Origin of the sequence: Devosia enhydra (assembly GCF_900119845.1) — a bacterium.
Classification (GTDB): Bacteria; Pseudomonadota; Alphaproteobacteria; order Rhizobiales; family Devosiaceae; genus FPKU01.
In genome coordinates, this window is the sequence record NZ_FPKU01000001.1 from 1,550,368 (window position 1) to 1,574,823 (window position 24,456).

The window sequence follows — 24,456 nt, forward strand, 5'->3', positions numbered from 1 at the left end:
GCCATGCTGCCCCATATTCCCACCAGCCCCTGGCTTCGCACCCTTTATGCGGCCTATATCGGCGCCTTCTTCCTCTATCTCGCCTTGCCGCTGGCGGTCGTCTCGGCTTTTGCGTTCAACGACAGCAACTTTCCCGCCCTGCCCTGGCAGGGCTTCACGCTCGACTGGTTCATCGGCAATGCGGCCCCGCGCATCGGAGTGTTCAACGATGGCGCCATTCTCAAGGCCATCGGCACATCGGCGCTGGTCTCGGTCTGGGTCGCGGGGCTTGCGGTGCTGGTAGCCACAACCAACGCTTTTCTCTTCGAGCGCTATGCGTTTCCGCTCAAGAGTGTGCTCTATGTGGTGATGCTGCTGCCGCTGGTGGTGCCGGGCATCATCCTGGGCATTTCGATCCTCGTCTTTTCCTCGCGCATCGCCAATTTCGCGCAAGGCGAGTTGGGCCTCAGGATCAACGCCCTGCGCCCCGGCCTGCCGCTGGTGGTGCTGGGGCAGTTCTCGTTCATCGCCACCATGGCGACGCTCGTGATTTCGGCGCGCCTGCGCAAATTCGATCGCTCGCTCGAGGAAGCCGCGCTCAATCTGGGCGCGACACCCTGGCAGGCCATCCGCCACGTCACCTTGCCCTACCTCATGCCCGCGATGGTGGCCGCCGGCCTCGTTTCGATCCTGATGAGCTTCGAGAACTTCAACACCACGCTGATGCTGGTGGGTTCGGATGCGCCGCTGACCGTCACCATGTTCGATCGCCTCAAGCAGGGTTCCACCCCGGTGCTCAACGCCGTGTCGCTGCTCTTGATGGCGGCATCCTCCTTGCTCGCCCTGCTCGTCATTTTGTTCCAGCGCGGAGCCCGCCGATGACCGACCTGCCCTTCGTTTCCACACAGTGGCTCGCCGAAAGGCTGGGCGATCCGAACCTCGTGGTCGTCGATGCGTCGTGGCACCTGCCCACCGCCCGTCGAGACCCAAGCGCGGAATATCGGGCGAACCACATCCCCGGCGCCGTGTTCTTCGATCTCGATGCCATCGCCGATAGCAGCACCGGCCTGCCCCATATGCTGCTGCGCGACGAGACCGCATTCGACGCCAGGGTGGGCAAAGGTCTCGGCATCGCGGACACCATGACCATTGTTGTTTACGACAGCGTCGGCATCTTCAGCGCCGCCCGCGCCTTATGGACCTTCGCCATCATGGGGGCGAGGGATGTGCGTGTGCTTGCCGGCGGGCTGCCGAAATGGCAGGCCGAAGGCCGGCCAACCGAAGCCGGCGAGGTCTCCCGTCCACCAGCACACTTCGCTGTCAACTTCGGGCCGGAAATGCTTGCGGGATTTGACGACGTGCTGGTCGCCAGTCGCAAGGGGTCCCGGCAGATTGTCGATGCCCGGGCCGGCGAACGCTTCCGCGGCGAGGTCGATGAACCGCGCCCGGGTCTCCGCCGTGGCCATATCCCCGGCAGCCGCAGCGTGCCGGTCGGGCTCCTGACGCGCGATGGCGAGATGAAGCCGGCCGAAGAGCTGCGCACGATCTTTGCCGAAGCCGGGCTCGATCTGTCGCGCCCCATCATCACCAGTTGCGGGTCGGGCGTTACGGCCGCCACCCTTGCCATGGCGCTGGGCCGCGCCGGCGCCACAGATGTCGCCCTTTATGACGGATCATGGGCCGAATGGGGCGCCCGCCCCGACGCGCCGGTCGAAACCGGCTGAGCGCTTGGACGGAAAAGAAAAGGGGCAGCGCAAGCGACCCCTTTGAGCTCCAGTTGAACAGGCGGCTCAGGCCGCCTTGTTCTTGTTGTAGACGTCGAACACCACGGCGGCGAGCAGAACCAGGCCCTTGATCACCTGCTGCCAATCGATATTGACGCCCATGATCGACATGCCGTTGTTCATCACGCCCATGATGAAGGCGCCGATCACTGCGCCCGCCACCTGCCCGGCGCCGCCGGCCATCGACGCGCCGCCGATGAACACGGCTGCAATCACGTCGAGCTCGAAGCCCTGCCCGGCCTTGGGCGTCGCCGTGTTGAGGCGCGCCGCAAAGATCAGCCCGGCCAGCGCCGCAAGCACGCCCATATTGGTGAAGACGTAGAAGGTCAGCCGCTCGGTCTTGATGCCCGAAAGCTTGGCCGCCTTGGCATTGCCGCCCATGGCATAGACACGCCGGCCGATGGTGGTCTTCTTGGTCACGAACACAAAGAGCGCGATCAGGATCGCCATCACCACGAGCACATTGGGCAGGCCGCGATAGGAGGCGAGCATGAAGGTGAAAAACAGCACCAGCGCCGCGATCAACCCCATCTTGGTGGCAAAGAACGCGAAGGGCTCGGCCTCGTAGCCAAAGGATTCCCGCCGCGCCCGGCCGCGCAGCGACGCATAGAGGGCGCCGACGACGATGACGATGCCGATCGCCATGGTGGTGGTGTGAAGCGTGGTGCCCGCGATGGTCAGCGGCCCGATCACGTCGGGAATGAAGCCTGCCGAGAGCAACTGGAATTCGGCCGGGAACGGCCCCACCGATCGCCCGCCAAGCACCCAGAGCGCAAGCCCCTTGAACACGAGCATGCCCGCCAGCGTCACGATGAAGGACGGGATCTTGTGATAGGCGATCCAGTAGCCCTGGGCCGCCCCGATCAGCCCGCCAAGCGCAAGGCAGGCGATGCCGGCAAGGATCGGGTTCCAGCCCATCTGCACCATCAGCACGGCGGCGACGGCGCCGACGAAGCCCGAAACCGAGCCTACCGACAGATCGATATGGCCCGCCACGATCACCAGCAGCATGCCCAAGGCCATGATGATGATGTAGCTGTTCTGCAGGATCAGGTTGGTGAGGTTGACCGGCTTGAACAGTACGCCATTGGTGGTGAACTGGAAGAACACCATGATGGCGATGAGGGCCAGCACCAGGCCATATTCCCGGAGGTTGGCCTGCCAGCTGAAGCCCGACCCTGAACTGGAGCCTTTTGCGGGACTTGAGCCTGCGGAAACGGTTTCGGTTGTCATGAGGCGAGTCCCTCCGCTCTGACGATGGCGCGCATGATCTTTTCCTGGCTGGCATCCTTGCCCGCCATCTCCCCCACGATCTGCCCCTCGTTCATCACGTAGATCCGGTCGCAGATGCCGAGCAGTTCGGGCATTTCCGAGGAGATGACGAGGATGCCCTTGCCCTGGTTCGCAAGCGCATGAATGATCGTGTAGATTTCATATTTGGCCCCCACGTCGATGCCGCGGGTCGGCTCGTCGAGGATGAGGACATCCGGGTCGGCGAAGAGCCATTTGCTCAGCACCACCTTCTGCTGGTTGCCGCCCGAAAGATTGCCCGTCACCTGGTAGACGCTCGAGGAGCGAATATTGGTCTTGCTGCGGTAATCATTGGCGACCTTCAGTTCCTTGAGGTCGTCGATTACCATGGCGCTCGACACGCCCTTGAGGTTGGCGAGCGTGGTGTTGTGCTTAATGTGGTCGATGAGGTTGAGCCCGTAGACCTTGCGGTCCTCGGTGGCATAGGCGATGCCCTGATCCACCGCACGGCCCACGGTCGAGACATCGACCGGCTTGCCATGGAGGCGCACTTCGCCCGAGATGTTCTGGCCCCAGGAGCGGCCGAAAAGGCTCATGGCGAACTCGGTGCGCCCGGCGCCCATCAGGCCGGCGATGCCGACCACCTCGCCCTTGCGCACGTTGAGGCTGATGCCCTTGATGACCTTGCGTTCGCGGTGCTGGGGGTGGAACACCGTCCAGTTCTTGACCTCGAAGATCACTTCGCCGATCTGCGGGGTCCGCTTGGGATAGCGATCCTCCATCTGCCGGCCCACCATCGAGGCGATGATGCGGTCTTCGCTGATCTGATCCTTGTCGATGGTCTCGATGGTCTGGCCGTCGCGCAGGACGGTGATCCGGTCGGCAACCTTGCCGACCTCGTTGAGCTTGTGCGAGATCAGGATCGAGGCGACGCCCTGGCGCTTGAGCTCCAGCAGCAGCTCGAGCAGATGGTCGCTGTCCTTTTCGGCAAGGCTCGCGGTCGGCTCGTCGAGGATCAGCAGCTTCACATGCTTGGCGAGCGCCTTGGCGATCTCGATCAGCTGCTGCTTGCCGACGCCCAGATTGGTGATGAGCGTGCGCGGATCTTCCTTGAGCCCGACCTTGGCGAGCAGTTCGCGTGTACGCCGCTCGTTGTCGTCCCAGTCGATGATCCCGAACCGGGCATTCTCGTTGCCGAGGAACATGTTTTCGGTGATCGAGAGGAGCGGGATCAGCGCCAGCTCCTGGTGGATGATGACGATGCCGCGCTTCTCGCTGTCATCGATGCCCTTGAAGCGGCACGGCTCGCCTTCGAAGACGATCTCGCCCTCGTAGCTGCCATGCGGATAGACGCCCGAGAGCACTTTCATCAGGGTGGATTTGCCGGCGCCGTTCTCCCCCACGATGGCGTGGATTTCGCCGGCGCGCACGTCGAGATTGACGTTCTGCAGCGCCTTGACGCCGGGGAAGGTCTTGGTGATGCCGCGCATCTCCAGGATGGTCTGGTTCATCGGCTCGATCCCCCTGCCCTCCGGTCGTCCGGACGGCAGATGCTGGTTGGGAAAGTGCGGGGGACGGGCCCCGCCATTGGCGGGACCCGCACTCCTGCTGCAGGAGCTTACTGGATTTCTTCGGGCTTGAGATAGCCGGAGTCGATCACCAGTTCCTGATAGTTGGACACGTCCACTTCATAGGGCGTGAGCAGGATCGAGGGCACGACCTTGACGCCATTGTTGTAGGTCGTGGTGTCGAGGCCTTCCGGCGTTCCGCCCGAAAGCACGGTGTTGACCAGTTCGGCGGTCACCTTGGCGAGTTCGCGGGTGTCCTTATAGACGGTCGAGTACTGTTCGCCCGCTACGATCGCCTTGACCGAGGGGGCTTCGGCGTCCTGGCCGGTGATGACGGGCCAGGCCTGGTCGGCAGCGCCGTAGCCCACACCGCGCAGCGAGGAGATGATGCCGCGCGAGAGGCCGTCATAGGGAGCCAGCACGCCATCGACGCGGCTGCCGTCCGAGTAGTTGGCCGACAGGATGTTGTCCATGCGCGACTGGGCGACGGCACCGTCCCAGCGCAGGGTGCCGACCGTGTCCATACCCATCTGGCCGGACTTGATGACGATCTCGCCGGCATCGATCATGGGCTGGAGCACAGACATGGCGCCATCATAGAAGAAGAAGGCGTTGTTATCGTCCGGCGAACCGCCAAAGAGCTCGACATTCCACGGCTTGGTATCGGGGAAGCGCTCCTTGAGGCCCTTCACCAGCGAATTGGCCTGGAGCACGCCCACCTGGAAGTTGTCGAAGGTGGTGTAGTAGTCGACATTGGCGCTGTCGCGGATCAGGCGGTCATAGGCGAACACCTTGATGCCCTGGTCGGCAGCCTGCTGCAGCACGGCGCTGAGCGTGGTGCCATCGACCGACGCGATCACGAGGGCCTTGACGCCCTTGGTGACCATGTTCTCGACCTGCGCGAGCTGGTTGGGAATATCGTCTTCGGCATATTGCAGGTCGGTGGTGTAGCCCATCCCCTGCAGAGCAGTGGTCAGCTCGTTGCCGTCCGAGATCCAGCGCAGCGAGGACTGGGTCGGCATGGCGACGCCGATCAGCCCCTTGTCCTGCGCATAGGCAGGCGCGGCGAGTGCCGCGACGCTCACCGAAGCGGCGAGCAAAAACGTTTTGAATAGGGTCATTGAAGTCCTCCCGTAAAGACCTGCTTTGCTGATGGAAGGGTGGGCCCGCCCTCTTCCGGGGCGGCCGTCTGTGCCGAAAGGATGGTTGGTTCAGGCCGTTCGCAGGCGGCCGCTCATGCTGGCTGTGCCCGACATGCGCGACTGTCCCGCGGCGCTGCCTTGCGGCGAACGATGCGTTCTGCTGGCCATGATATCCTCCCGGATCGGCTGCCTGGCGGCAGCCATGCGCCCTCCAGCGCATAAGAAGAAGGCTAGAGTAGTCAGATATATTTGTAAAGCCGGCCATTGGGCGGCATCACCAATCGTTATCGAGCCATTGCTTTTCGTCTGCTTGTCTGACGAGGACGCGCCAATTTGCGGGGCACAGCTGCCGGAACCGGGCCGTTGGCGCTATGAGTCAGGCATCGGGAGAGAGGACCGGACAGGGGCAAGCCGCACCAAAGTCGGAAAACCTGTCTGATATGTTTGAGGCGAGCGTGACCAACGATACCAGCGATGCTACGCGCCCCGGCGCGTCCGGCACGGCCGCCGCCAGTGTCGCAGACGCGCTGTCGGCGATGATTCTCGACGAGTTGCGCCCCGGCGAGCGTCTGCCGGCCGAGGCTGACCTGGCGCAGCGCTTTTCGGTCAGCCGCCTGACCGTACGCGAAGCGGTCAAGATGCTGGCCGGCCGCGGCATGCTCGATCTGGGTCGCGGCCGCCGCGCCGTCGTGCGCCAGCCGGACGGATCGGCGTTCACCGATTTTCTCACCGCCCTGCTGCGCAACGATCCGCGCGGGCTTTTCGACCTGATCGAATTGCGCATCGGGCTCGAAGTGCAGTCGGCCACCCTCGCCGCCCGCAGGTGCAGCCGCGCCGGCATCGTGGCGCTCGAAGGCGCCCTGCGCGGCATGCGCGAAATTCACGAGGCAGAACGCGACGGCCTCGATCCCGCCGAAGCCGAGCGCCGCTTCAACGCCTATGATCTGGGCTTCCACGAAGCACTGGCGGCCGCCGGCGGCAATCGCGTGCTGAGCTATCTCTTCGAGGCTATGGCCCAGCCCCTGCTCCACAGCTTCCATCTCAGCCGGCGCGGACAGGATGTGCGCGGCCATAGTCCCGCAGATGTGATCGCAGCCCATGAGGCGGTGTTGCAGGCCGTGCGCGAGGGCAATCCGCGCGCCGCAGCCGAGGCTATGCGGGCCCATCTCGAGGAAACCGAGCAGGATATCCGCACCGCGCTTGAGGCGAGGCTGCCCGTGCAGCGGCCGCGCAGCGAAGCCGGCGAGGCTTGACGCCGCAGATCGATTGGGTTGACTCGGACCGACAGACGGAATCTTAAGCGTTCCGGCTCACTGTCAGAGCTTGTTGAACACGGATGGGCCCGTCCGGTGATGCGTTTTTCTTCTGCGCGCGCAATCTGCGCCCTCGTCAGCCGTTTCGGTACCGACCGCTCCGGCAGCGTTGCGCTTGTCGCCGCCATCGTGCTGCCGGCCCTTCTCGGCGCCGCCGCGCTGGTGGGGGAATATGGCAACGCGCTTCTGCACAAGGCCGAAAACCAGCGGGTTGCCGACCTCGCATCCTATGCCGGTGCGCTGGCCTATATCGAGAACTCTTCGGAAGAAGAGATGCTTGAGGCCGCCCGGCGCATAGCGTCGCTCAACGGGGTGGATCCGGCCGCCGTTTCGGCCGTTCTCGTGGGCTCGCCGCGCACCGAGGGCGCCAATGCCGTGCGTGTCGAGATCAACACCTCCCATCCGCTGATCCTCGCGCAGGTTCTGGGCACCGGCCCCGAAGTGGGGGCAGCGGCCGGCGCCTTCACGGAACTGGGCACCGCCTCGACACCGGGCGAAGAGGAAGAAGAAGCCGGCGCCGGTGGCTGTATCGTTGCGCTCGCCGCCGGGGGCAGCGGCATCACGCTGTCGGGCGGCACCTCGATCACCGCCAATGACTGCGTCGTCTCCTCCAACAATTCCCTCGCCGTGCCCTGCGGCACCACCATCAGGGCGCTGCAGGTCACCTATAATGGCGCTTCGCCCAATGTCGGTTGCGGCGGCATCCAGAAGCCCGATGGCTCGGCCGGCGACATCAAGAAGGGCGAAACCGCGGATCCGCTGGCCGGCAACGCCACGATTGCCGCAGCGGTTGGTCGCATGTCCTCGGTTTCGGCGCTGACGGCTCCGGCCGCGCCCGCCGCACCCAGCTTCGCCACCACGCCCTCGGGCGGCAAGGCCATCGACTTCGCCTACAACGACAATTCCACCAAGGCACAGGCCATCGCGCTGGGCTGCACGGCGGCGAAATCGGGCAACACCTGGACGCTGACCTGCCCCAATGGCGGGACCTATAATTTCTCCAACGTCACGACCGGCGGCGGCATCAACCTCAATTTCGCCACCAGCGGCAGCGGCACCTCGACCTACAACATCTCCGGCGCCGTCTCGGTGGCCGGCGGCCAGACCTGGACCTTCGGGCCGGGCACCTACAATTTCGGCGGCGCCTTCACGAACAATTCCACCGTGACCTTCCAGGGCGGGACGCTGAACTTCCTCGGCAACTTCACCCATTCGGGATCATCGACCACATTGCCGGCCGGCGCGCTCAAGGTGGGCGGCAATTTCGGGCTCACAAGCTACGGGACGGCCACGATCAATTCGAGCTCGATCCATGTGGGCGGGCTCATGTCGGTGACCGGGAGTGTCAGCGCGAGCGTGGCGGCAACGTCGCTGACCCTGCGCCAGGGCCTTCTGACCGACGGCTCGGCCGCGCTGTCGGTTCCCAACGCCACGAGCGTGCAGGTGGGGGCCACATCCGCCTCTTGCAACTGGGATGCCGGCACGGTCAGCATCTGCCAGAAGGGCACGACGATCACCTTCGGCGCGTCGGCCAATTTCCAGCTGACCGCCGGCGTCTATCTGTCGGGCGGCGTCACGCTCAACATGGGGGCCGCCGATGGCAACAGCTATCGGTTCGGGGCGGCAAGCCTTGGCGCTGCCATCAAGATCGGCGGCGGCTCGAAGCTGCTGATGGGCGACGCCACCACGGGCGTCTTCCAGATGGCGGGCAATATCGATGGCGGCGGCGGCGGCTCCTGCCTCGTCATCGGCGCAGCGACCGACCACGACATCAAGGGCAATTTCACCGCCGCAGGCGCCATCTGGCTGGGCAACGGCACCTACACCGTCACCGGCTATTTCTGGATGGGCGCCAGCAATGGCGGCAGCGCCACCTGCAAGGGGCAGACCATCAGCGTGCGCGGCGATGCCGTCACCCTCGTGATCGATGGGGCGGGCGTGCCGACGACGGGCACCTGCGCCAACCAGTCCTTCTGCGTCGGCGCCGGCTACAGCAACATCATCCTCTCGGCACCCTCGACCGGCAGCTTCACCGATCTCGTCATCGTCGGGCCGCAGTCGACCAGCAACTCCTCGGGCGCCACGTTCAAGGAAGGGGCCTCCGGGGGCAAGTTCTCGGGCGCGTTCTACTACCCCAACGGGCCGATCCAGATGACCGGCGGCGCCGGCGCGTCGGGCGGAGCCACCTGCATGCAGATGATCGCCACGTGGATTTCGCTGTCGGGCGGCACGTCCGCCGCGTCCGAATGCCGGGTGGGCGGCGATCTCGGCGGTGGGGGCTCGGGCACCGGGACAGGCGGCAGCGAGCCGGTAGTCGTCCTCAGGCCGCGGCTCATCCAATGATCAGGCCAAGACTGCGCCGCGGGTTTCGTCGCGACGCATCGGGGGTCTCGGCGGTCGAGTTCGCGCTCGTGCTGCCGGTGCTTGCCCTGATCCTCGTGGGCGTGCTCGAGCTCGGCACGATCCTCTACCAGCGCTTCGAGCTCGATGGTGCCATGGCGGCCGGCGCCAACTATGCCCTGGTCAATGCCGCCGATGTCAGCTCGGAAAACGGCGCCAATCTTGCCACCCGCATCGCCGCGGTCATCAACGCGCGGGCCGGCGCGATGTGGGCGGACAGCGACGTCGACGTCAACAATGGCGCCCGCCTCGTGGTCGAGACCGGGCTGCCCGCCCCGAGCGGCACCATCGCCAATGCCGATGCCTGCTACTGCCCCACCGGCACGGCGCAGAACCTGACCTGGGGGGCGGCGCAGACCTGCGGCAGCCCCTGTGCGAGCGGGGGGATGGCAGGCAAGTTCGTGCGCATTTCGCTCAGCCGCAACTATACGCCGCTCTTTGCCGGCTACGGCATCGTCGATGACGGCACCATCTCGGTCGCGACCATGGTGCAGACCCAATGATGCGTCTGCGCCGGCTTGCAGCCGACCAGCGCGGCGCCAGCGCCGTCGAATTCGCCCTTGTGGCCGTGCCGCTGCTGATGCTGATTTTCGGCACAATCGAATATGGCCGCCTGATGTGGACGCGCCAGGCCCTGCAGGAAAGCGCCATTGCCGGGGCGCGCTGCGTGGCCCTGCGGTCGCTGAGCTGCACGCTCGACGGCGACTTCGACCTCGCCTCGGCCCGTGCCTTCATCCGCCAGACCGCGCAGGGCTGGCTCGTGGCGCTGGACGACACTGACATCACCGTCTCCGACAACGTCACCTGCGGCGGGGTCGACGGCTTCGTCAATGTCCGCATCGCCCACGAATTCCTGACCCCGGTGCCCGCCGCGCTTGTCGGGCTTGCCGAAGGCACGGCCCTCTCATCGAGCGCCTGCTTCCCCAACCAGTCCGCTCCGGCCGGCGGCGCGTGACCAGGCGATAGGGCCAGAAGCGATTGCCAGGACGGCCCGGCATTTGCTGGCTTAGGGCAAAACCGCACGCTAAGGTCAATTGCGGGAAAGCCTTTCGTGCGTCGTTGAACCTTGCGAGCGCCCATGTCGATCAAAGCCGCCGTCTACCACCTGACGCATTATCGCTATGACCGTCCGGTCATCCTGCAACCCCAGATCATCCGCCTGCGCCCTGCCCCGCATTCGCGCACGCCCGTGCTCAGCCATAGCCTGCGCGTCTCGCCCGAAAAGCACTTCGTCAATTACCAACAGGACCCTTACGGCAATTTCCTTGCCCGCTTCGTCTTCCCCGAGCCGGTGCGCGAGCTCAAGATCGAAGTCGACCTCATCGCCGACATGTCGGTCTACAACCCCTTCGACTTCTTCGTCGAAGAAAGCGCCGAGACCTGGCCCTTCGAGTATTCCGAGGATCTGCGCGAGGACCTATCGATCTATCGCCAGGCCGAGCCGGCCGGCCCGCAGCTTTCGGCTTTTCTTGCGCAAATCGACCGCAGCCCGAAAAACACCGTCACCTTCGTGACCGGCCTCAACGCGTCGCTCCAGCAGCGCATCGGTTATATCGTTCGCATGGAGCCGGGTGTGTACACGCCCGAAGAGACGCTGGGGCGCGGCCAGGGCAGTTGCCGGGATTCGAGCTGGCTGCTGGTGCAGGCGCTGCGCCATCTCGGCTTTGCCGCGCGCTTCGTTTCGGGCTATCTGATCCAGCTCAAGCCCGACCTTCAGGCGCTGGACGGCCCGGTCGGCACCGACAGGGATTTCACCGACCTGCATGCCTGGTGCGAGGTCTACCTGCCCGGCGCCGGGTGGATCGGGCTCGATCCCACCTCGGGCCTCTTGACCGGGGAAAGCCATGTGCCCTTGGCGGCAACCCCGCATTACCGCAATGCCGCGCCGATCGCCGGCTTTGCCAGCTACGCCGAAGTCGATTTCGCCTTCGACATGAAGGTCACCCGCGTCGCCGAGCATCCGCGCATCACCAAGCCCTTTTCGGACGAGAGCTGGGCCAGGCTCGATGCCTTGGGCAAGGCCGTCGATGCCGGGCTTGAAGCCGCCGACATGCGGCTCACCATGGGCGGCGAGCCGACCTTCGTGTCCATCGACGATTTCGAAAGCCCCGAATGGAACGCCGATGCGGTGGGCCCGGCCAAGCGCGCCCTCGCCGACAGCCTGATCCGCCGCCTGCGCGACCGGTTCGCCCCCGGCGGGCTCATCCATTACGGCCAGGGCAAGTGGTATCCGGGCGAGACCCTGCCGCGCTGGACCTTCTCGCTTTACTGGCGCGCCGACGGCAAGCCGCTCTGGCGCAAGGCCGACCTCATCGCCGAGGAAGATGCCGATACCGGCGCCACGCCGGCGGATGCCGAAAAGCTGCTCTTTGCCATCGCCCGCCAGCTCGGCGTGGGCGGGGACACCATCGATGCCGCCTATGAGGACCCGGCCGACTGGCTGGTCAAGGAGGCGCGGCTGCCCGACAATGTCGACCCCTCCGATCCCCGTCTTGCCGATCCCGAGGCCCGGGCCCGCATGGCGCGGGTCTTCGATCGCGGGCTCGATACGCCCACCGGCTATGTGCTGCCCATCCAGCGCTGGAATGCCGAAGCCCGGCCCGGCCATCGCTGGATGAGCGAGAAATGGAAGACCCGGCGCGGCAAGCTTTTCCTTGCCGCCGGCGATTCGCCAGCCGGCTACCGCCTGCCGCTGGCCTCGCTCAAGCACCTGCCCCCCAATGCCTATCCGCATGTGGTGCCGGTCGATCCCTTCGTGCCCACCGCGCCCCTGCCCGAGATCGAGGCGATCCTCGCCCAGCCCGTCGAGGTCCGCGTGGGCCGTGCCCAGCCGCAGGCGAGCTTTACCGCTGACGGCACCGAGGCGCAGACCATCAACGAGCAGGTGCTCGAGGAAATCGACGGATCGGTGCGCACCGCCATCACCAGTGAAGTGCGCGACGGCCATCTCTGCGTCTTCCTGCCCCCCGTCGCGGCGCTCGAGGACTATGTCGAACTCGTTGCCGCCGCTGAGGCCGCCGCCACCGAGATCGGCCTGCCCATCCAGCTCGAAGGCTATGCGCCGCCGCACGATCCGCGCCTCAATGTCATCCGCGTGGCGCCAGACCCGGGCGTGATCGAGGTCAACATTCACCCGGCCTCGCGCTGGGAGGATTGCGTGGCCACCACCACCGCGGTCTATGAGGAGGCGCGCCAGTCGCGGCTCGGGGCCGACAAGTTCATGATCGATGGCCGCCACACCGGAACGGGCGGCGGCAATCATGTGGTGGTGGGCGGGGCAAAGCCTGCCGATAGTCCGTTCCTGCGCCGGCCCGACCTGCTCAAATCCCTCGTGCTGCACTGGCAGCGCCATCCCTCGCTGTCTTACCTATTCTCGGGCCTCTTCATCGGGCCGACAAGCCAGGCGCCGCGCATCGACGAGGCCCGGCACGACAGCCTGTACGAACTCGAGATCGCGCTGGCGCAAGTGCCCCATCCCGACAAGGGCGAGGCACCCGTGCCGTGGCTGGTCGACCGGCTGTTCCGCAACCTGCTCGTCGATGTCACCGGCAACACGCACCGGTCCGAGATCTGCATCGACAAGCTCTTTTCCCCCGATGGCCCGACCGGCCGGCTTGGGCTGGTTGAATTCCGCGGCTTCGAGATGCCGCCCGATGCCCGCATGAACCTTGCCCAGCAATTGCTGGTGCGCGCGCTGCTGCTGCGCTTCTGGAATGACCCGCTCGATGGCGGCTTCACCCGCTGGGGCACCACCCTGCATGATCGCTTCATGCTGCCCCATTTCGTCTGGCGCGATTTCCTCGACGTGCTGGGCGATCTTTCCGCCCATGGCTTTGCCTTCGAGCCCGAATGGTTCGCGGCCCAGCTCGAATTCCGCTTTCCTTTTTGCGGCGAAATCGCGGGGCCCGATTTCCGGCTCGAACTGCGCCAGGCGCTCGAGCCCTGGAACGTCATGGGCGAACAGGGCGCTATCGGGGGCACGGTGCGGTTCGTCGATTCCTCGGTCGAGCGGCTGCAGGTCCGTCTCGAAGCGGCCGATCCCTCGCGCTACGCCATCGCCTGCAACCGGCGGCCCGTGCCCCTGCGGCCAACCGGCGACGCTGGCAGCGCGGTGGCGGGCGTCCGCTTCAAGGCCTGGCAACCGGCCTCGGGCATGCATCCGAAACTGCCGGTCAACGCACCGCTGGTGTTCGATGTCTATGATCGCTGGACGGGCCGGGCCGTCGGGGGCTGCACCTATCACGTCGCCCATCCGGGCGGGCGCAATTACGAAACCTTCCCCGTCAATGGCAACGAAGCCGAAGCGCGCCGCCTCGCCCGCTTCATCGCATCGGGCCATTCGCCCGGCGACTATCGCCTCATCCCCGAAATCCCGTCGGAGGAGTTTCCGCTGACGCTTGACCTGAGGCGGCCACCACGCCACGCATGAGCCATGGAAAAGCGGAATCAGCGCAGGACGCCGCGGCCCGTCGCGGGCCCGAGCCTCATCACCGGCTATCAGCTGCTCGAGGGCGTGCCCGATGAGATGATCGACCCGGCCGGCAACATAAGGCCGGGCTGGTCCACCCTCATGACGGCGTTCGACCGGTTGGGCCCGGCCGAGCTGCCGCAGCGCTTCGAGCGCGCCGAGCAGTATCTGCGCGATGCCGGCGTGTTTTATCGCAAATATGACGGCGCCGAGACCAATGAGCGGGCCTGGCCTCTCGCGCATGTGCCGCTCCTGATCGACGAGAGCGAGTGGATGCTGATCAGCCATGGGCTGACCCAGCGCGTCGAACTGCTCGAAAAGATCCTCGCCGACATCTATGGCGAGGGCAAGCTCGTCTCGCAGGGCCTGCTGCCGCCCGAGCTCATTGCGCGCAACAGCGAATTCCTGCGCCCTATGGTCGGCATCAAGCCGGTCAGCGGGCATTTCTTGCATTTCTGCGCATTCGAGCTTGGGCGCGGTCCCAATGGCGGCTGGTGGGTGCTGGGCGATCGCACCCAGGCCCCGTCCGGGGCTGGTTTCGCGCTCGAGAACCGCGTCGCCACCACCCGCGCCCTGCCCGACATCTACGGGCAGATGAATGTGCACCGACTCGCCGGCTTCTTCCGCGCCTTCCGCGACACCCTCAATGCTCAGGCGCGCGGGCGCGATGGGCGCGTCGGCATCCTCACGCCCGGCCAGCACAACGAGACCTATTTCGAGCACGCCTATATCGCGCGCTATCTGGGCTTCATGCTGCTCGAAGGCGAGGATCTGGTGGTGGAGGATGGTCAGGTGATGGTGCGCACCGTCTCCGGGCTCATGCCGCTGGGCGTGCTCTGGCGCCGGCTCGACGGTGCCTTCGCCGATCCCCTCGAGCTGCGCAGCGACAGCCGCATCGGCACGCCCGGCCTCACCGAGGCCCTGCGTCAGGGCAGCCTTTCGATGGTCAACGCGCTGGGTTCGGGAATTCTCGAAACGCGGGCGCTGGCCGCCTTTCTGCCCCGCCTCTCTCGAGCCCTTCTCGGGGAACCGCTCGAATTGCCGGCCATCGCAACCTGGTGGTGCGGGCAGGAGAAGGAGCGCGAGCACGTCATCGCCCATCTCGACCGGATGATGATCGGGCCGGCCCTGTCCTCCACCCTCGCGATCGACGATCCACAGGGTACGCGGCTGGGCTCAACCTTCGATCCGGCCCAGCGCGAGGCGGTCATCGCCGCCATCCGCGACAAGGGCGGCGATTTCGTCGGGCAGGAACCGGTGCGGCTCTCCACCGCGCCGGTCTATGTCGCGGGCAGGCTCGAACCCCGCCCCATCACCCTGCGCGTCTACGCCGCCCGCACCGAGGCGGGCTGGACCATCATGCCGGGGGGCTTCGCCCGCGTCGGCTACGGCCTCGACACCGCCGCCATCGCCATGCAGCGGGGCGGACAGGCCGCCGACGTCTGGGTGGTCTCGAGCCGGCCGGTCGAGCAGGTGACGCTCCTGCCCCAGGATGGCGAAAAGCTCGTCCGCACCCCGGCGGGCGCGCTGCCGAGCCGCGCCGCCGACAATCTCATCTGGCTCGGGCGCTATGCCGAGCGGGTCGAGGCCACCATCCGCATCCTGCGTGCCTATAACGCCCGCTACGCGGAAGTCTCCAACACGGCCCTGCCGATCCTTGCCGATACGCGCACCTATCTGCGTCCGCTCGGGGTGGATGCCAAGCAGGCGCTTCCCGTGGGGCTGCTGTCGGCTATCGACAGCGCCGTGCGTTCGGCCAGCCAGATCCGCGACCGTTTCTCGCCCGACGGCTGGCTGGCGCTCAACGATCTGCAAAAGACCGCCCATGCCTTCGCCACCCGGGTCAAATCAGGCGACGATGCCACGCGCGCCATGACGGTGCTGCTGCGCAAGCTCGCGGGCTTTTCCGGCCTCGTGCACGAAAACATGTACCGGTTTGCCGGCTGGCGCTTCCTCGAGATCGGGCGCCGCCTCGAACGCGGCGTGCAACTGGCCCGCATCACCGCATGGATGACGCGCCCCGGCGCGCCCGACGGCGCGCTCGACATGCTGCTCGAGATCGGCGACAGCGTCATGACCCATCGGCGCCGCTATTCGGTCAGCGCCGGGCGGCTGAGCTATCTCGACCTTCTGGTGCTCGACCCGCTCAATCCGCGCTCGGTGATCTTCCAGGTCGCCGACCTCAAAGCCCAACTCGAAACCCTGCCCGGCGGCATCGAGGATGGCATTCTCTCGCCGGCGACCAAGGCTGCGCTGGAGCTGCATACCGAGCTCGTCATCGCCACCGCCGAAGACATGGATGGACCGCGCCTCAAGCGCCTTTCCGGCGATTTCTCGCGGCTCGCCGGGCTCATCGCCGATGCCTATTTCGTCTGAGGTGCCTTGCGATGCTCTATGACGTGCGCCTCACCCTCCACTACAATTATGCCGCTAGCGTGCATGGCGACCGGCACCATGTGCGCGTGCTGCCCGCCTCCCTGCCCGGCATCCAGCGCGTCATCGCCGCCTCGCTCTCCTTCGATCCTGAACCGGCCGAAACCGGCGCCTTCGTCGATTTTTTCGGCAATGCCGTCTCGACCATCTGCTACCGCTCGCGCCACGGGCATCTGGACGTGCGCCTCGCGGCCCGCATCAATGTCGAGGAACGGGTGGCGGACGCCGACCTTTCCCCGCCCATCCAGGCGCTGCGGGAAGAGATCGCCCGCCTCTGGTCGCTCTCAGGCGATTCGCCGCATCATTTCCTCTCGCCATCCCCGCGCGTGGCGATCGCGCCCGATGTCACGGCCTATGCCCGCCAAAGCCTTTTGCGCACCAATTCGGTGCAGGCGGCCTGCATGGATCTTTGCCTCACCATTCATCGCGACTTCGCCTATGACAAGCACGCGACGCGGGTGGATACGCTCAGCGGCGAGGCCTTTGCGCTGAGGCGTGGCGTCTGCCAGGATTTCAGCCATGTGATGATCGCCGGCCTGCGCGGCCTCGGCATCCCGGCCGGCTATGTCAGCGGCTTCCTGCGCACCATTCCGCCTAAGGGCCGCCCGCGCCTCGAAGGCGCCGACGCCATGCATGCCTGGGTGCGCGCCTGGTGCGGCAAGGCGGTGGGCTGGGTGGAGTTCGACCCCACCAACGCGATGATGGCCGGGCCCGACCACATCGTCATCGGCTATGGCCGCGACTATGCCGACATCTCTCCCATCGTGGGCGTGCTGCGCACCAGCGGTGGGCACGACACCACGCAGTCGGTGGATGTGGTGCGCGTCGAATAATTGTAATTTCGGCTGCCGGGACGCCGGAACCAAAAAGCCGATGCCTCCGTTACTTGGCCATGCGCAATGATGCGCAGTTGATCGCAGACGACAGGGCGCATGAGGGCGTCGTCGCACACTGCGGTCCAAGGCCAGGAGTATGACGCGATGACCACCATCGATATCGCCAAGCTCGAAGCTGCCGGCCGTTCGGCCATGGCATGGACCCCGGATGAGGCTGACGCCCGCACCAATTATCGCGCCGTGCTGGGCGCCATGATCCCCGCTATGGGGATCATCGCGACCGCCGCGGCCATGCTCGCCGCCATCGCCGCGTGATCGAGAGCGTCAACCCTTAGGAGCGTCACGCCATGACCCTCGGTACCATCCTTATCATCATCCTCATTCTGCTGCTGATCGGCGCCCTGCCCTCCTGGGGCTACTCACGGTCCTGGGGCGCTGGCCCCTCGGGCATCCTGGGCGTCGTTCTCGTCGTGGTGCTGATCCTTGTCCTGATGGGACGAATCTAGCCCCGACCGCACCAGCCCCCGCGGGCTGAGGTCGCCCCCCTCGGTCCGCCCCCGCGCTCCGGCCCGCTCCCCCAGCGGCCGGAGCGCTCTTTTTTGCGCAAGTCCATCGGCGCTGGCAGATCCGCGCCGCTGAGCTGGGGAACTTTTCGCGCCGCCATACGTTGAAGGCGCAAATTACCAGGAGCGTCAAAATGGCTGATACAGAAGATGTCGTGGCGGATGCCGCGAGCAAGGCCCGCAACGCCGCGCGTCGCACCGTCGACCGTGCGCGCGAGGAAAAGCTCGAGGAGCAGGTTTCCCGCCTGCAGGATGACCTGAAGCGCATTGCCGATACGCTCACCCGCATGGGCGAAAGCAAGGTCGAGCAGGCTCATGGCGCTGCCCGTCGCGAGGTGCGTCACCTCGTGGCCAATGGCCAGCAGGCTCTCGACAGCGTGCAGGACGAATTCAGCCAGGTCGAGCGCCAACTCAAGGACACCATCCGCCAGAAGCCGCTGACGGCCGTCGCCGGGGCGTTGGCTGTGGGCTTCGTGCTCGCTCTGCTCACCCGGTAAGGGCGATGAAGCTTCTCCTGCCACTCGCCTCGCTGCTCGGGCTCGAGGTCGAACATCTGGCGGAGCGATGGAAAGCGCAGGCGATCGTGCTCGGCACGATCGCCTTCTTTGCGTTGATCGCTTTCGTGTTCATTCTCGTCGCGCTTCACGCGGCGCTTCTGCGCGAGATCGGCCCGGAGTTCGCGCCGCTCGCGATAGCCGGCGGTGCGCTGCTCATCGCCTTCATCGTCTGGGCTATCGCCGCGTTGCGACAGCGCAAGGTTGTGCGCTCCGAAGCCAGCAAGCGCCAGGCCTCCGAGACCCGCGCGCTCGTTACCACCGCGGCCTTGACCGCGGCTCCCATGCTGCTGAAAAACCCGCTGGTGCGCCGGTTTGGCCTGCCTCTGGCGGGGGCGGCCACGGTCGCCTTCCTTCTCCTGCGATCGCGAAACGACGGCGAACTCGATTAGGCTGCGATATCTGCAACCGCCCTCGTTTCGGCGGCAAAAGCCCGGGCGGGTTCGTCTTCCCCAAGACAACGAACCCGCTCGGGCCGTCTTGCTGATGCAGGTCAGACGGGGTCAAGCGGCAGCGCTATCCTTGCCTCGACGCCGTCGCTGGGAAAGCCGAGCGTCACGGCGCTCCCGATGACCTTGTCGAGGCTACGCTCGATAAGCCGCGTGCCCAATCCGCGGTGATCGGGATCGCCGACCATCGGGCCACCCCTCTCCTTCCAGTCGAGCACCAGCAACCCTTGCGCGTCGCGGGCCCAGCGCAGCGTCACCCTGCCGGACGCAACCGAGAGGGCTCCGAAGCGGCGTGCGTTGGAGGTCAGCTCGTTGAGGATCAATCCGAGACCCAGTGCATGGTCCGGCGGAAGGTGGACATCCTCGCCCTCGATGCTGACCTGGCGTCCGTCGCGGTCATGCGCGAGGACCTGCGAGGTCACGACTTCGAGCAGGCGCAGCCCCGACCAATCACGGTCAGCCAGAAGCGCATGAGCATCCGACAGCGCTCTCAAGCGGCCGGAAAACGCTTCGATGAAGCGCTGCGGATCGCTGTTCTGCCGCAATGTCTGGCGCGCCAGCGACTGGATCATCGCCAGCGTGTTCTTGACCCGGTGATTGAGCTCGCGCAGCAGCACGCGCGTACGATCGGCACCATCATGGGCCTCGGTGATATCGACGTTGACGCCCATCATGATTTCGGGCGCGCCCGCCGCATCGCGCTGGTAGACCCGGCCCCTGCCCATCAGCCAGCGCCCGGACTGAAGGCGGAACTCGCTGTGGTAGTCGACCCCGTCGCGGAAGGAGGCCTCGACCGCCGCCTCGACCTGCCCTCGGGTAACGTCCTCGATGGCGGCGAAGATTTGCTCGATCCTGATCTCGGCGTGCGGATCAAGACCGAACAGCCGTCTCAGGATGTCGTTGGCCGTGACGACGCCGGTGCGGACATCCCAGATCCAGCTGCCGACCTTCCCCGCTTCGAGAGTTAGCGCGTGGCGCCACTCCTCGCGAATGAGTTCGGCCGCCGTCTGGGCGCGCACACGCGATTCGTCTTTGAGTGCGAAAAGTGCTGCCACTGTGTCGGCAAGACTTCTGAGCTGCTCGATCTGGCCCGGCTGAATATCGTTTCGCGGCACGCGATCGAGTACGCAGAGCGTTCCCAGCTTCTCGCCTCTAACGATAATCGGCGCGCCGACGTAAAACCGGATGCGATGCTCGCCGGTGACCAGCGGATTGTCGACAAAGCGCGGATCGGCCAGCATATCCGGGACGATCATGTGCGTCGCTTCGCTCGCAATGGTATGGGCGCAAAACGATATGCCGGTCGGCGTCTCCCGCACGTCGGTGCCGTAGCAGGATTTGAACCACTGCCGCTCGGTGTCGATCAGTGTGACAAGCCCCACCGGCGCCGCGAAGACCGAGGCGGCAAGCCGGCTCAGCCGGTCGAAATCGGGATCATCGGGTGAATCGAGAATGGACAGCGCGCTCAAGGCGGCGAGGCGGTCCGGGCTGATGACGCTGTTCCACACATCCGGGGAAAGCGCTGCTGGTCTTTCGGGCACCTGCAGTCCTGCGTCCTGTGTCATACGGCCCGGGCGCCGATATGCCCGTGTGCCATGCAACGGGCCGCTGGCCTCGAGGTTCCACGCCGCCCGATCGATTGCGCGCATAGCTACAGGGACTTAGTTGGGGGCGCCACCCTAATGTTGGCCCAAGCCGTCACATTGACGCTGGATTGATCAGGCGGCTTCTTCTGCCTGCGTCAGATGGGGCAGGATGACGTTGAGGGCACCGGGATGGATCTCGAGATGCACCGTGCGCTCGAGGCGCATCAGCTCGCCATCCATCAGGGCCTGGTCCGATGGTCTGATGCGTGGGAAATCGAGCGTCAGGCTTCGCACCGACTGCTCGGAAATCAGGGCATTGGCCTTCCACCGCCCGATCATCACCCCGGCGGCGAGCCGCAGCATCTGCGATCCGCCCATCGGGCGCGCGATATAGACGCCCAGCACGCCATGATCGAGACCCTCGGCATAGGGCGCGTGCCCCTCGGCCAGCGGATTGTTGGTGACCGAGATGCCCGAGCTCCGTCGCACCTGCAGCCCGCGATCGGTGCGGACCTGGACCGAAAAATTCGGAGGTCGCCCGACCGCCTGGATCATCGCCTTGATGCTGGCGACCATTTTGCCCACGCGGCTGCGATAGGTGATGCCCTCGCGGATGGCCACGAGCCGGGTATGAATGCCCACGGAGAACTGGTGCACGAAGGGGCGGCCATTGGCTGTCGCGATGTCGGCCGTGCCCACGACGCCGGAGGCCAGCGCCGCGACGGCAGCGTCGAGTTCGAGAGGCACGCCGAGCGAGCGGGCAAAAAGGTTCATCGTGCCTGCTGGCAGAACGCCCAGCGGTTTGCCGGTGCGGAAGGCTTCGGCGGCGGCCGACGAGATGGTCCCATCTCCGCCACCCACGATCATCGCATCGATCGTGTCATCGTCGGCCGCGTCGGCGATCGCCGCCTGCAGGTCATCGCCCGACACGACGCGACAGCTGATCTCATGACCATTAGCGCGAAAGGCCTCCCCGATGCGTTCGCAGAAGGCATCGAGATCGGTGGTCTTGAACGTGCCGCCATCCCGATTGCAGATCGCCTGGAAGCGCATCGACGGCTCCGTTCAACGGGGGTGTCGGTGGCGCAAGACGCGCAGGAACGCGCGCCCCCAGCGCGTCGCAGCAGCCTTAACAGTCAAGGGTCGGCAATGGTTCCGGCCGGCACGTAAGGGCCGGGATGGGGGCGCGCCCGGAGCCCGCTGAGCGCGGTTTTACGCGTCGGCTTCCGCCACGTGAAGCTCCGGCAGGGTGACCCGTACTTGCGCCCCGCCCGCGGTCGAGGCGGAAAGATGGGGTTCGCCGCCGAACTGTCGCGCCAACTGCTTGACGATCAGCGACCCCAGCCCGTTTTCGTGATGCGGCTCGGCAGAGAGGCCCACCCCGTCATCGGCAACCGACAGCACGACGACGCCGTCGGCCTCGCGCTTCATCCCGATGCGGATCGTGCCCTTGCGATCGCCGGGAAAGGCATGCTTGAGCGCATTGGTGATGAGCTCGCCCACCATGATGCCAAGCGTGGTCGCATCGCGGGCGTTGATCGTCAGCGGATCGAAATCGCGCTCGAACGACACCTGCCCGGCCTTGGCCTGGTTGCCCTTGATGTCCTCGATCACGGCCTCGAGGAATTCGTCGAGACGCGCCGTCTCCATGTCCGAGCCCAGGCGCAGCCGGCGATGGCCTGAGGCAATAGCGTGGACGCGCTGCTGGGCCGATTCGAGCGCCCGTTTCACTTCCGCCGATTTGCTGCGCTGCATCTGCAGGGCCAGGAGCGATGAGACGGTGGCGAGCGAATTGCCGATGCGGTGGTTGGTATCCTGCAACAGGGCCTCGACACGGGCCCGCTCGCGCTCGGCATGCTCGCGCGCTTCCACCGCGTCAGCGGTGCGTGCCCGAACATGGGCTTCGAGCTCCTCATTCTGCTCGATCAGTTCCTGGCTCGTGCGGCTGAGTACGGTCACCTGCTTCTGCGTGCGCCAGAACAGCACATAGGCAAGCGCTGCGGCGCCGGCCAGCGCCGCGAGAATGGCAACGACCAGCCACTGCCGATAGGCCTGCACAGCGGCGTTGCGCTCGAGCAGCCGCGCATCCTCTTCCACGATGAACGAGCGGAGCGTTCGCCTCATGTCCTCCATCAGCGTACGGCCGGCATCGGAGCGGATGATGTCGAGCGCCTCGTTGAGCCGCCCGGTCCCGGCAAGGCTGATAGTGCGCGCCATTTCCTCGCGCTTGGCGCTGATTGAGCCTTCGAGCCCGGAAATCCGGGCGCGCTGCTCGGTCTCGGCCGGCAACAGCGACAGAAGCGTCTGGTAGGTGTTGTCTATCGAGGCAACGGCGGCGCCATAAGGCTCGAGATACTGACGATCCTGGGTGAGGAGATAGCCGCGCTGCCCGGTTTCGGCATCCACGAGGGCGATGATCAGCTCGTGGGCGTAGCGCCGCACATCGCTGGCCACGGCAATATCGTCGATCTGCGTCTCAACCCCGCGCACGAGGAACAAAGATGCGCCGGCCGCCAGCAAAACGAAAGTGAGCGCCAGCGCTATTGCGATACGACGGCGCCTGCCGCGGCGCGGCGGCGCTGACAGGGTCGAATCGGCGGTCGCATCAGTCATTGCCTGGTCCGATCTCGGAGGTCCCGGTTCACCGCTCGCGCAGCTCAACCGAGACGCCCTGCACCCCCGAATTAGATCGTCTCGATGGCCGTATTGAGACAGCGGTCAGATCAGAGGCCGCCGCCCCTCAACCAGCCCATCCCAGCCGGCCACGGCCAAAAGCTCTTTTTCATCCACGACTTCGCAGGAACGACCCTGCCAGCGTATGAGATCACGGCTGGCCAGCTTGCGCAATGTCTTGTTGGTATGGACGATGGAGAGACCGAGCGTGTCGGCGACATGCTGCTGGGTGATCGGCAAGGACACGCGCTTGCCGTTGCCCATGCCCACCGTGATGGCGCGCTGATAAAGGAAGGCAATGAGATAGGCCGCCCGCTCGAGCGCGCTTCTCCGCCCGATGCTGAGCAGGTTTTCGTCGAGCATGCGCTCCTCGCGCGATGCCAGCCAGGTGACGTCGAACGCAAGGCCCGGCTGCTCGCGATAGAGCACCGGCAAATCTTCGCGCTGGAAGACGCAGAAGGTCGCAGGCGTCAGCGCTTCGACCGAATGCTCCATTTCCCCGATGATCGAGCCCTGAAGGCCAACGAGATCACCGGGCAGTAAATAGTTGAGGATCTGCCGCCGACCGTCTTCGAGGCTCTTGTAGCGGAAGGCCCAGCCCGACAGCAGCGTGAAAAGCTGCGCGCTATGCGCCCCTTCGGAGAGCACCATGGCGCCCTGGTCGACGACCAGTTCGCCGCGCTTGAAGCCGGAGACGAACTTCAGTTCCTCGGGCGTGAAGTCGCGGAAGTAGTCCAGCCGTCGCAGCGGGCAGAGCTCGCACGGAATGCGTCTGTTGATCTGCGGCTGCGTGGCGGTCACCGGCGTCCCCAATAGATGGGGCGAGCCTTGCCCGAAAGCGGGACGCCATGCAAGCGCCCCGCTCGGGATCCGGAACGTCAAACTGAAATGACGCGGGCGGAATCAGATATGCGGCGTGCTCGTCACCTGGGCCGAAACGGCGTCGGGACCGTAATCGCCCTCACCGGTGACCTTGAGCTCGGTCTGCAGCCGGCTGCGGGCGCGGCTGACGCGGCTCTTCATGGTGCCCACGGCGCAATCGCAGATCTCGGCGGCTTCCTCGTAGGAAAAGCCCGATGCGCCGATCAGGATGATGGCTTCGCGCTGATCATCGGGCAGCCGGTCGAGCGCCTTCTTGAAATCGCCAAGGTCCATGATGCCATACTGGGACGGGTGCACGGCCATCCGTTCGGTGAACGTGCCTTCGCTGTCCTGCACCTCGCGGCCACGCTTGCGCATCTGCGAGTAGAATTCATTGCGCAGGATGGTGAAGAGCCAGGCCTTGATATTGGTGCCCATCTCGAAGCTGGACTGCTTGGCCCAGGCTTTCATCACCGTATCCTGCACGAGGTCGTCGGCCTTGTCGTGCTTGCCGCAGAGCGAGACCGCGAAAGCCCGCAGGCTGGGCAGGGTCGCCAGAAGCTCTCGCTTGAACGACGGGGTTTCCTCACGCATGG

The 24,456-nt window shown here is 65.8% G+C and carries 21 protein-coding genes; 13 read left to right on the forward strand and 8 right to left on the reverse strand.

Features of this window, described 5'->3' with window-relative positions; all coding sequences use genetic code 11:
• Positions 1 to 3 precede the first annotated feature (3 nt).
• Both BT183_RS07480 and sseA read left to right on the forward strand, forming a co-directional pair.
• A complete protein-coding gene (locus BT183_RS07480; protein WP_072340447.1) occupies positions 4 to 861 on the forward strand; it encodes an ABC transporter permease in 858 nt (285 codons plus the stop codon).
• Positions 858 to 1,703 (forward strand): 3-mercaptopyruvate sulfurtransferase, encoded by an 846-nt coding sequence (gene sseA, locus BT183_RS07485; RefSeq protein ID WP_072340449.1) that lies wholly within the window; start codon positions 858 to 860, stop codon positions 1,701 to 1,703. The genes BT183_RS07480 and sseA overlap by 4 nt, the downstream gene beginning before the upstream one ends.
• Before the next feature lie 66 nt (positions 1,704 to 1,769).
• Here the strand turns inward: sseA and mmsB are convergent, their stop codons facing one another.
• The 3 genes from mmsB to chvE all read right to left on the reverse strand — a co-directional run bounded on the left by mmsB (position 1,770) and on the right by chvE (position 5,703).
• Positions 1,770 to 2,996 (reverse strand): multiple monosaccharide ABC transporter permease, encoded by a 1,227-nt coding sequence (gene mmsB, locus BT183_RS07490; RefSeq protein ID WP_072340452.1) that lies wholly within the window; start codon positions 2,994 to 2,996, stop codon positions 1,770 to 1,772.
• Positions 2,993 to 4,525 carry a multiple monosaccharide ABC transporter ATP-binding protein gene (mmsA, locus tag BT183_RS07495; protein WP_072340455.1) on the reverse strand — a complete coding sequence of 511 codons (1,533 nt, stop codon included), beginning with the start codon at positions 4,523 to 4,525 and terminating at the stop codon, positions 2,993 to 2,995. Before mmsA ends, mmsB begins: the two co-directional genes overlap by 4 nt.
• 107 nt (positions 4,526 to 4,632) lie before the next feature.
• Positions 4,633 to 5,703 carry a multiple monosaccharide ABC transporter substrate-binding protein gene (gene chvE / locus BT183_RS07500; RefSeq protein ID WP_072340458.1) on the reverse strand — a complete coding sequence of 357 codons (1,071 nt, stop codon included), beginning with the start codon at positions 5,701 to 5,703 and terminating at the stop codon, positions 4,633 to 4,635.
• Between the two features lie 476 nt (positions 5,704 to 6,179).
• Here chvE and BT183_RS07505 point away from each other — a divergent pair, with 476 nt between their 5' ends.
• The 11 genes from BT183_RS07505 to BT183_RS07550 all read left to right on the forward strand — a co-directional run bounded on the left by BT183_RS07505 (position 6,180) and on the right by BT183_RS07550 (position 18,683).
• Positions 6,180 to 6,977, forward strand: coding sequence for a FadR/GntR family transcriptional regulator (locus BT183_RS07505; RefSeq protein ID WP_177282420.1), 798 nt, complete (start codon positions 6,180 to 6,182; stop codon positions 6,975 to 6,977).
• Positions 6,978 to 7,076: 99 nt separating this feature from the next.
• A complete protein-coding gene (locus BT183_RS07510; protein ID WP_072340463.1) occupies positions 7,077 to 9,380 on the forward strand; it encodes a pilus assembly protein TadG-related protein in 2,304 nt (767 codons plus the stop codon).
• On the forward strand, positions 9,377 to 9,940 hold the full coding sequence (locus BT183_RS07515) for a TadE/TadG family type IV pilus assembly protein (protein ID WP_072340465.1): 564 nt from the start codon (positions 9,377 to 9,379) through the stop codon (positions 9,938 to 9,940). Before BT183_RS07510 ends, BT183_RS07515 begins: the two co-directional genes overlap by 4 nt.
• Complete coding sequence (locus tag BT183_RS07520; protein WP_072340468.1) at positions 9,937 to 10,392, forward strand: TadE/TadG family type IV pilus assembly protein; 456 nt, start codon at positions 9,937 to 9,939, stop codon at positions 10,390 to 10,392. The genes BT183_RS07515 and BT183_RS07520 overlap by 4 nt, the downstream gene beginning before the upstream one ends.
• A gap of 123 nt (positions 10,393 to 10,515) precedes the next feature.
• On the forward strand, positions 10,516 to 13,866 hold the full coding sequence (locus tag BT183_RS07525) for a transglutaminase family protein (RefSeq protein ID WP_072340471.1): 3,351 nt from the start codon (positions 10,516 to 10,518) through the stop codon (positions 13,864 to 13,866).
• A gap of 3 nt (positions 13,867 to 13,869) precedes the next feature.
• A complete protein-coding gene (locus tag BT183_RS07530; protein ID WP_072340474.1) occupies positions 13,870 to 16,281 on the forward strand; it encodes a circularly permuted type 2 ATP-grasp protein in 2,412 nt (803 codons plus the stop codon).
• Between the two features lie 11 nt (positions 16,282 to 16,292).
• Entirely contained in the window at positions 16,293 to 17,171 is an 879-nt protein-coding gene (locus tag BT183_RS07535) for a transglutaminase family protein (protein WP_072340477.1), read from the forward strand.
• A 147-nt stretch (positions 17,172 to 17,318) separates the two neighbouring features.
• Positions 17,319 to 17,489, forward strand: a complete 171-nt coding sequence (locus tag BT183_RS20740) for a hypothetical protein (RefSeq protein ID WP_177282422.1) — start codon at positions 17,319 to 17,321, stop codon at positions 17,487 to 17,489.
• A gap of 32 nt (positions 17,490 to 17,521) precedes the next feature.
• Positions 17,522 to 17,680 carry a DUF3309 family protein gene (locus BT183_RS07540; RefSeq protein ID WP_072340479.1) on the forward strand — a complete coding sequence of 53 codons (159 nt, stop codon included), beginning with the start codon at positions 17,522 to 17,524 and terminating at the stop codon, positions 17,678 to 17,680.
• A gap of 191 nt (positions 17,681 to 17,871) precedes the next feature.
• Positions 17,872 to 18,234: an ElaB/YgaM/YqjD family protein gene (locus tag BT183_RS07545; RefSeq protein ID WP_072340482.1), complete on the forward strand. Its 363-nt coding sequence runs from the start codon at positions 17,872 to 17,874 to the stop codon at positions 18,232 to 18,234.
• Positions 18,235 to 18,239: 5 nt separating this feature from the next.
• The gene (locus tag BT183_RS07550; RefSeq protein WP_072340485.1) at positions 18,240 to 18,683 is read left to right on the forward strand and encodes a hypothetical protein; all 444 of its coding nucleotides are present in this window, start codon (positions 18,240 to 18,242) and stop codon (positions 18,681 to 18,683) included.
• Between the two features lie 101 nt (positions 18,684 to 18,784).
• On the opposite strand, the gene BT183_RS07555 is transcribed toward BT183_RS07550, so the two are convergent.
• From BT183_RS07555 to BT183_RS07575, 5 genes are all read right to left on the reverse strand, one after another.
• Complete coding sequence (locus BT183_RS07555; RefSeq protein WP_072341727.1) at positions 18,785 to 20,281, reverse strand: sensor histidine kinase; 1,497 nt, start codon at positions 20,279 to 20,281, stop codon at positions 18,785 to 18,787.
• A gap of 177 nt (positions 20,282 to 20,458) precedes the next feature.
• The gene (locus tag BT183_RS07560; protein WP_072340488.1) at positions 20,459 to 21,379 is read right to left on the reverse strand and encodes a diacylglycerol/lipid kinase family protein; all 921 of its coding nucleotides are present in this window, start codon (positions 21,377 to 21,379) and stop codon (positions 20,459 to 20,461) included.
• A gap of 159 nt (positions 21,380 to 21,538) precedes the next feature.
• Positions 21,539 to 22,939 (reverse strand): sensor histidine kinase, encoded by a 1,401-nt coding sequence (locus tag BT183_RS07565; protein WP_072340490.1) that lies wholly within the window; start codon positions 22,937 to 22,939, stop codon positions 21,539 to 21,541.
• Positions 22,940 to 23,044: 105 nt separating this feature from the next.
• A complete protein-coding gene (locus tag BT183_RS07570) occupies positions 23,045 to 23,800 on the reverse strand; it encodes a Crp/Fnr family transcriptional regulator (RefSeq protein ID WP_143145699.1) in 756 nt (251 codons plus the stop codon).
• A 102-nt stretch (positions 23,801 to 23,902) separates the two neighbouring features.
• Positions 23,903 to 24,454 carry an RNA polymerase sigma factor gene (locus BT183_RS07575; RefSeq protein ID WP_072340496.1) on the reverse strand — a complete coding sequence of 184 codons (552 nt, stop codon included), beginning with the start codon at positions 24,452 to 24,454 and terminating at the stop codon, positions 23,903 to 23,905.
• Positions 24,455 to 24,456 lie beyond the last annotated feature (2 nt).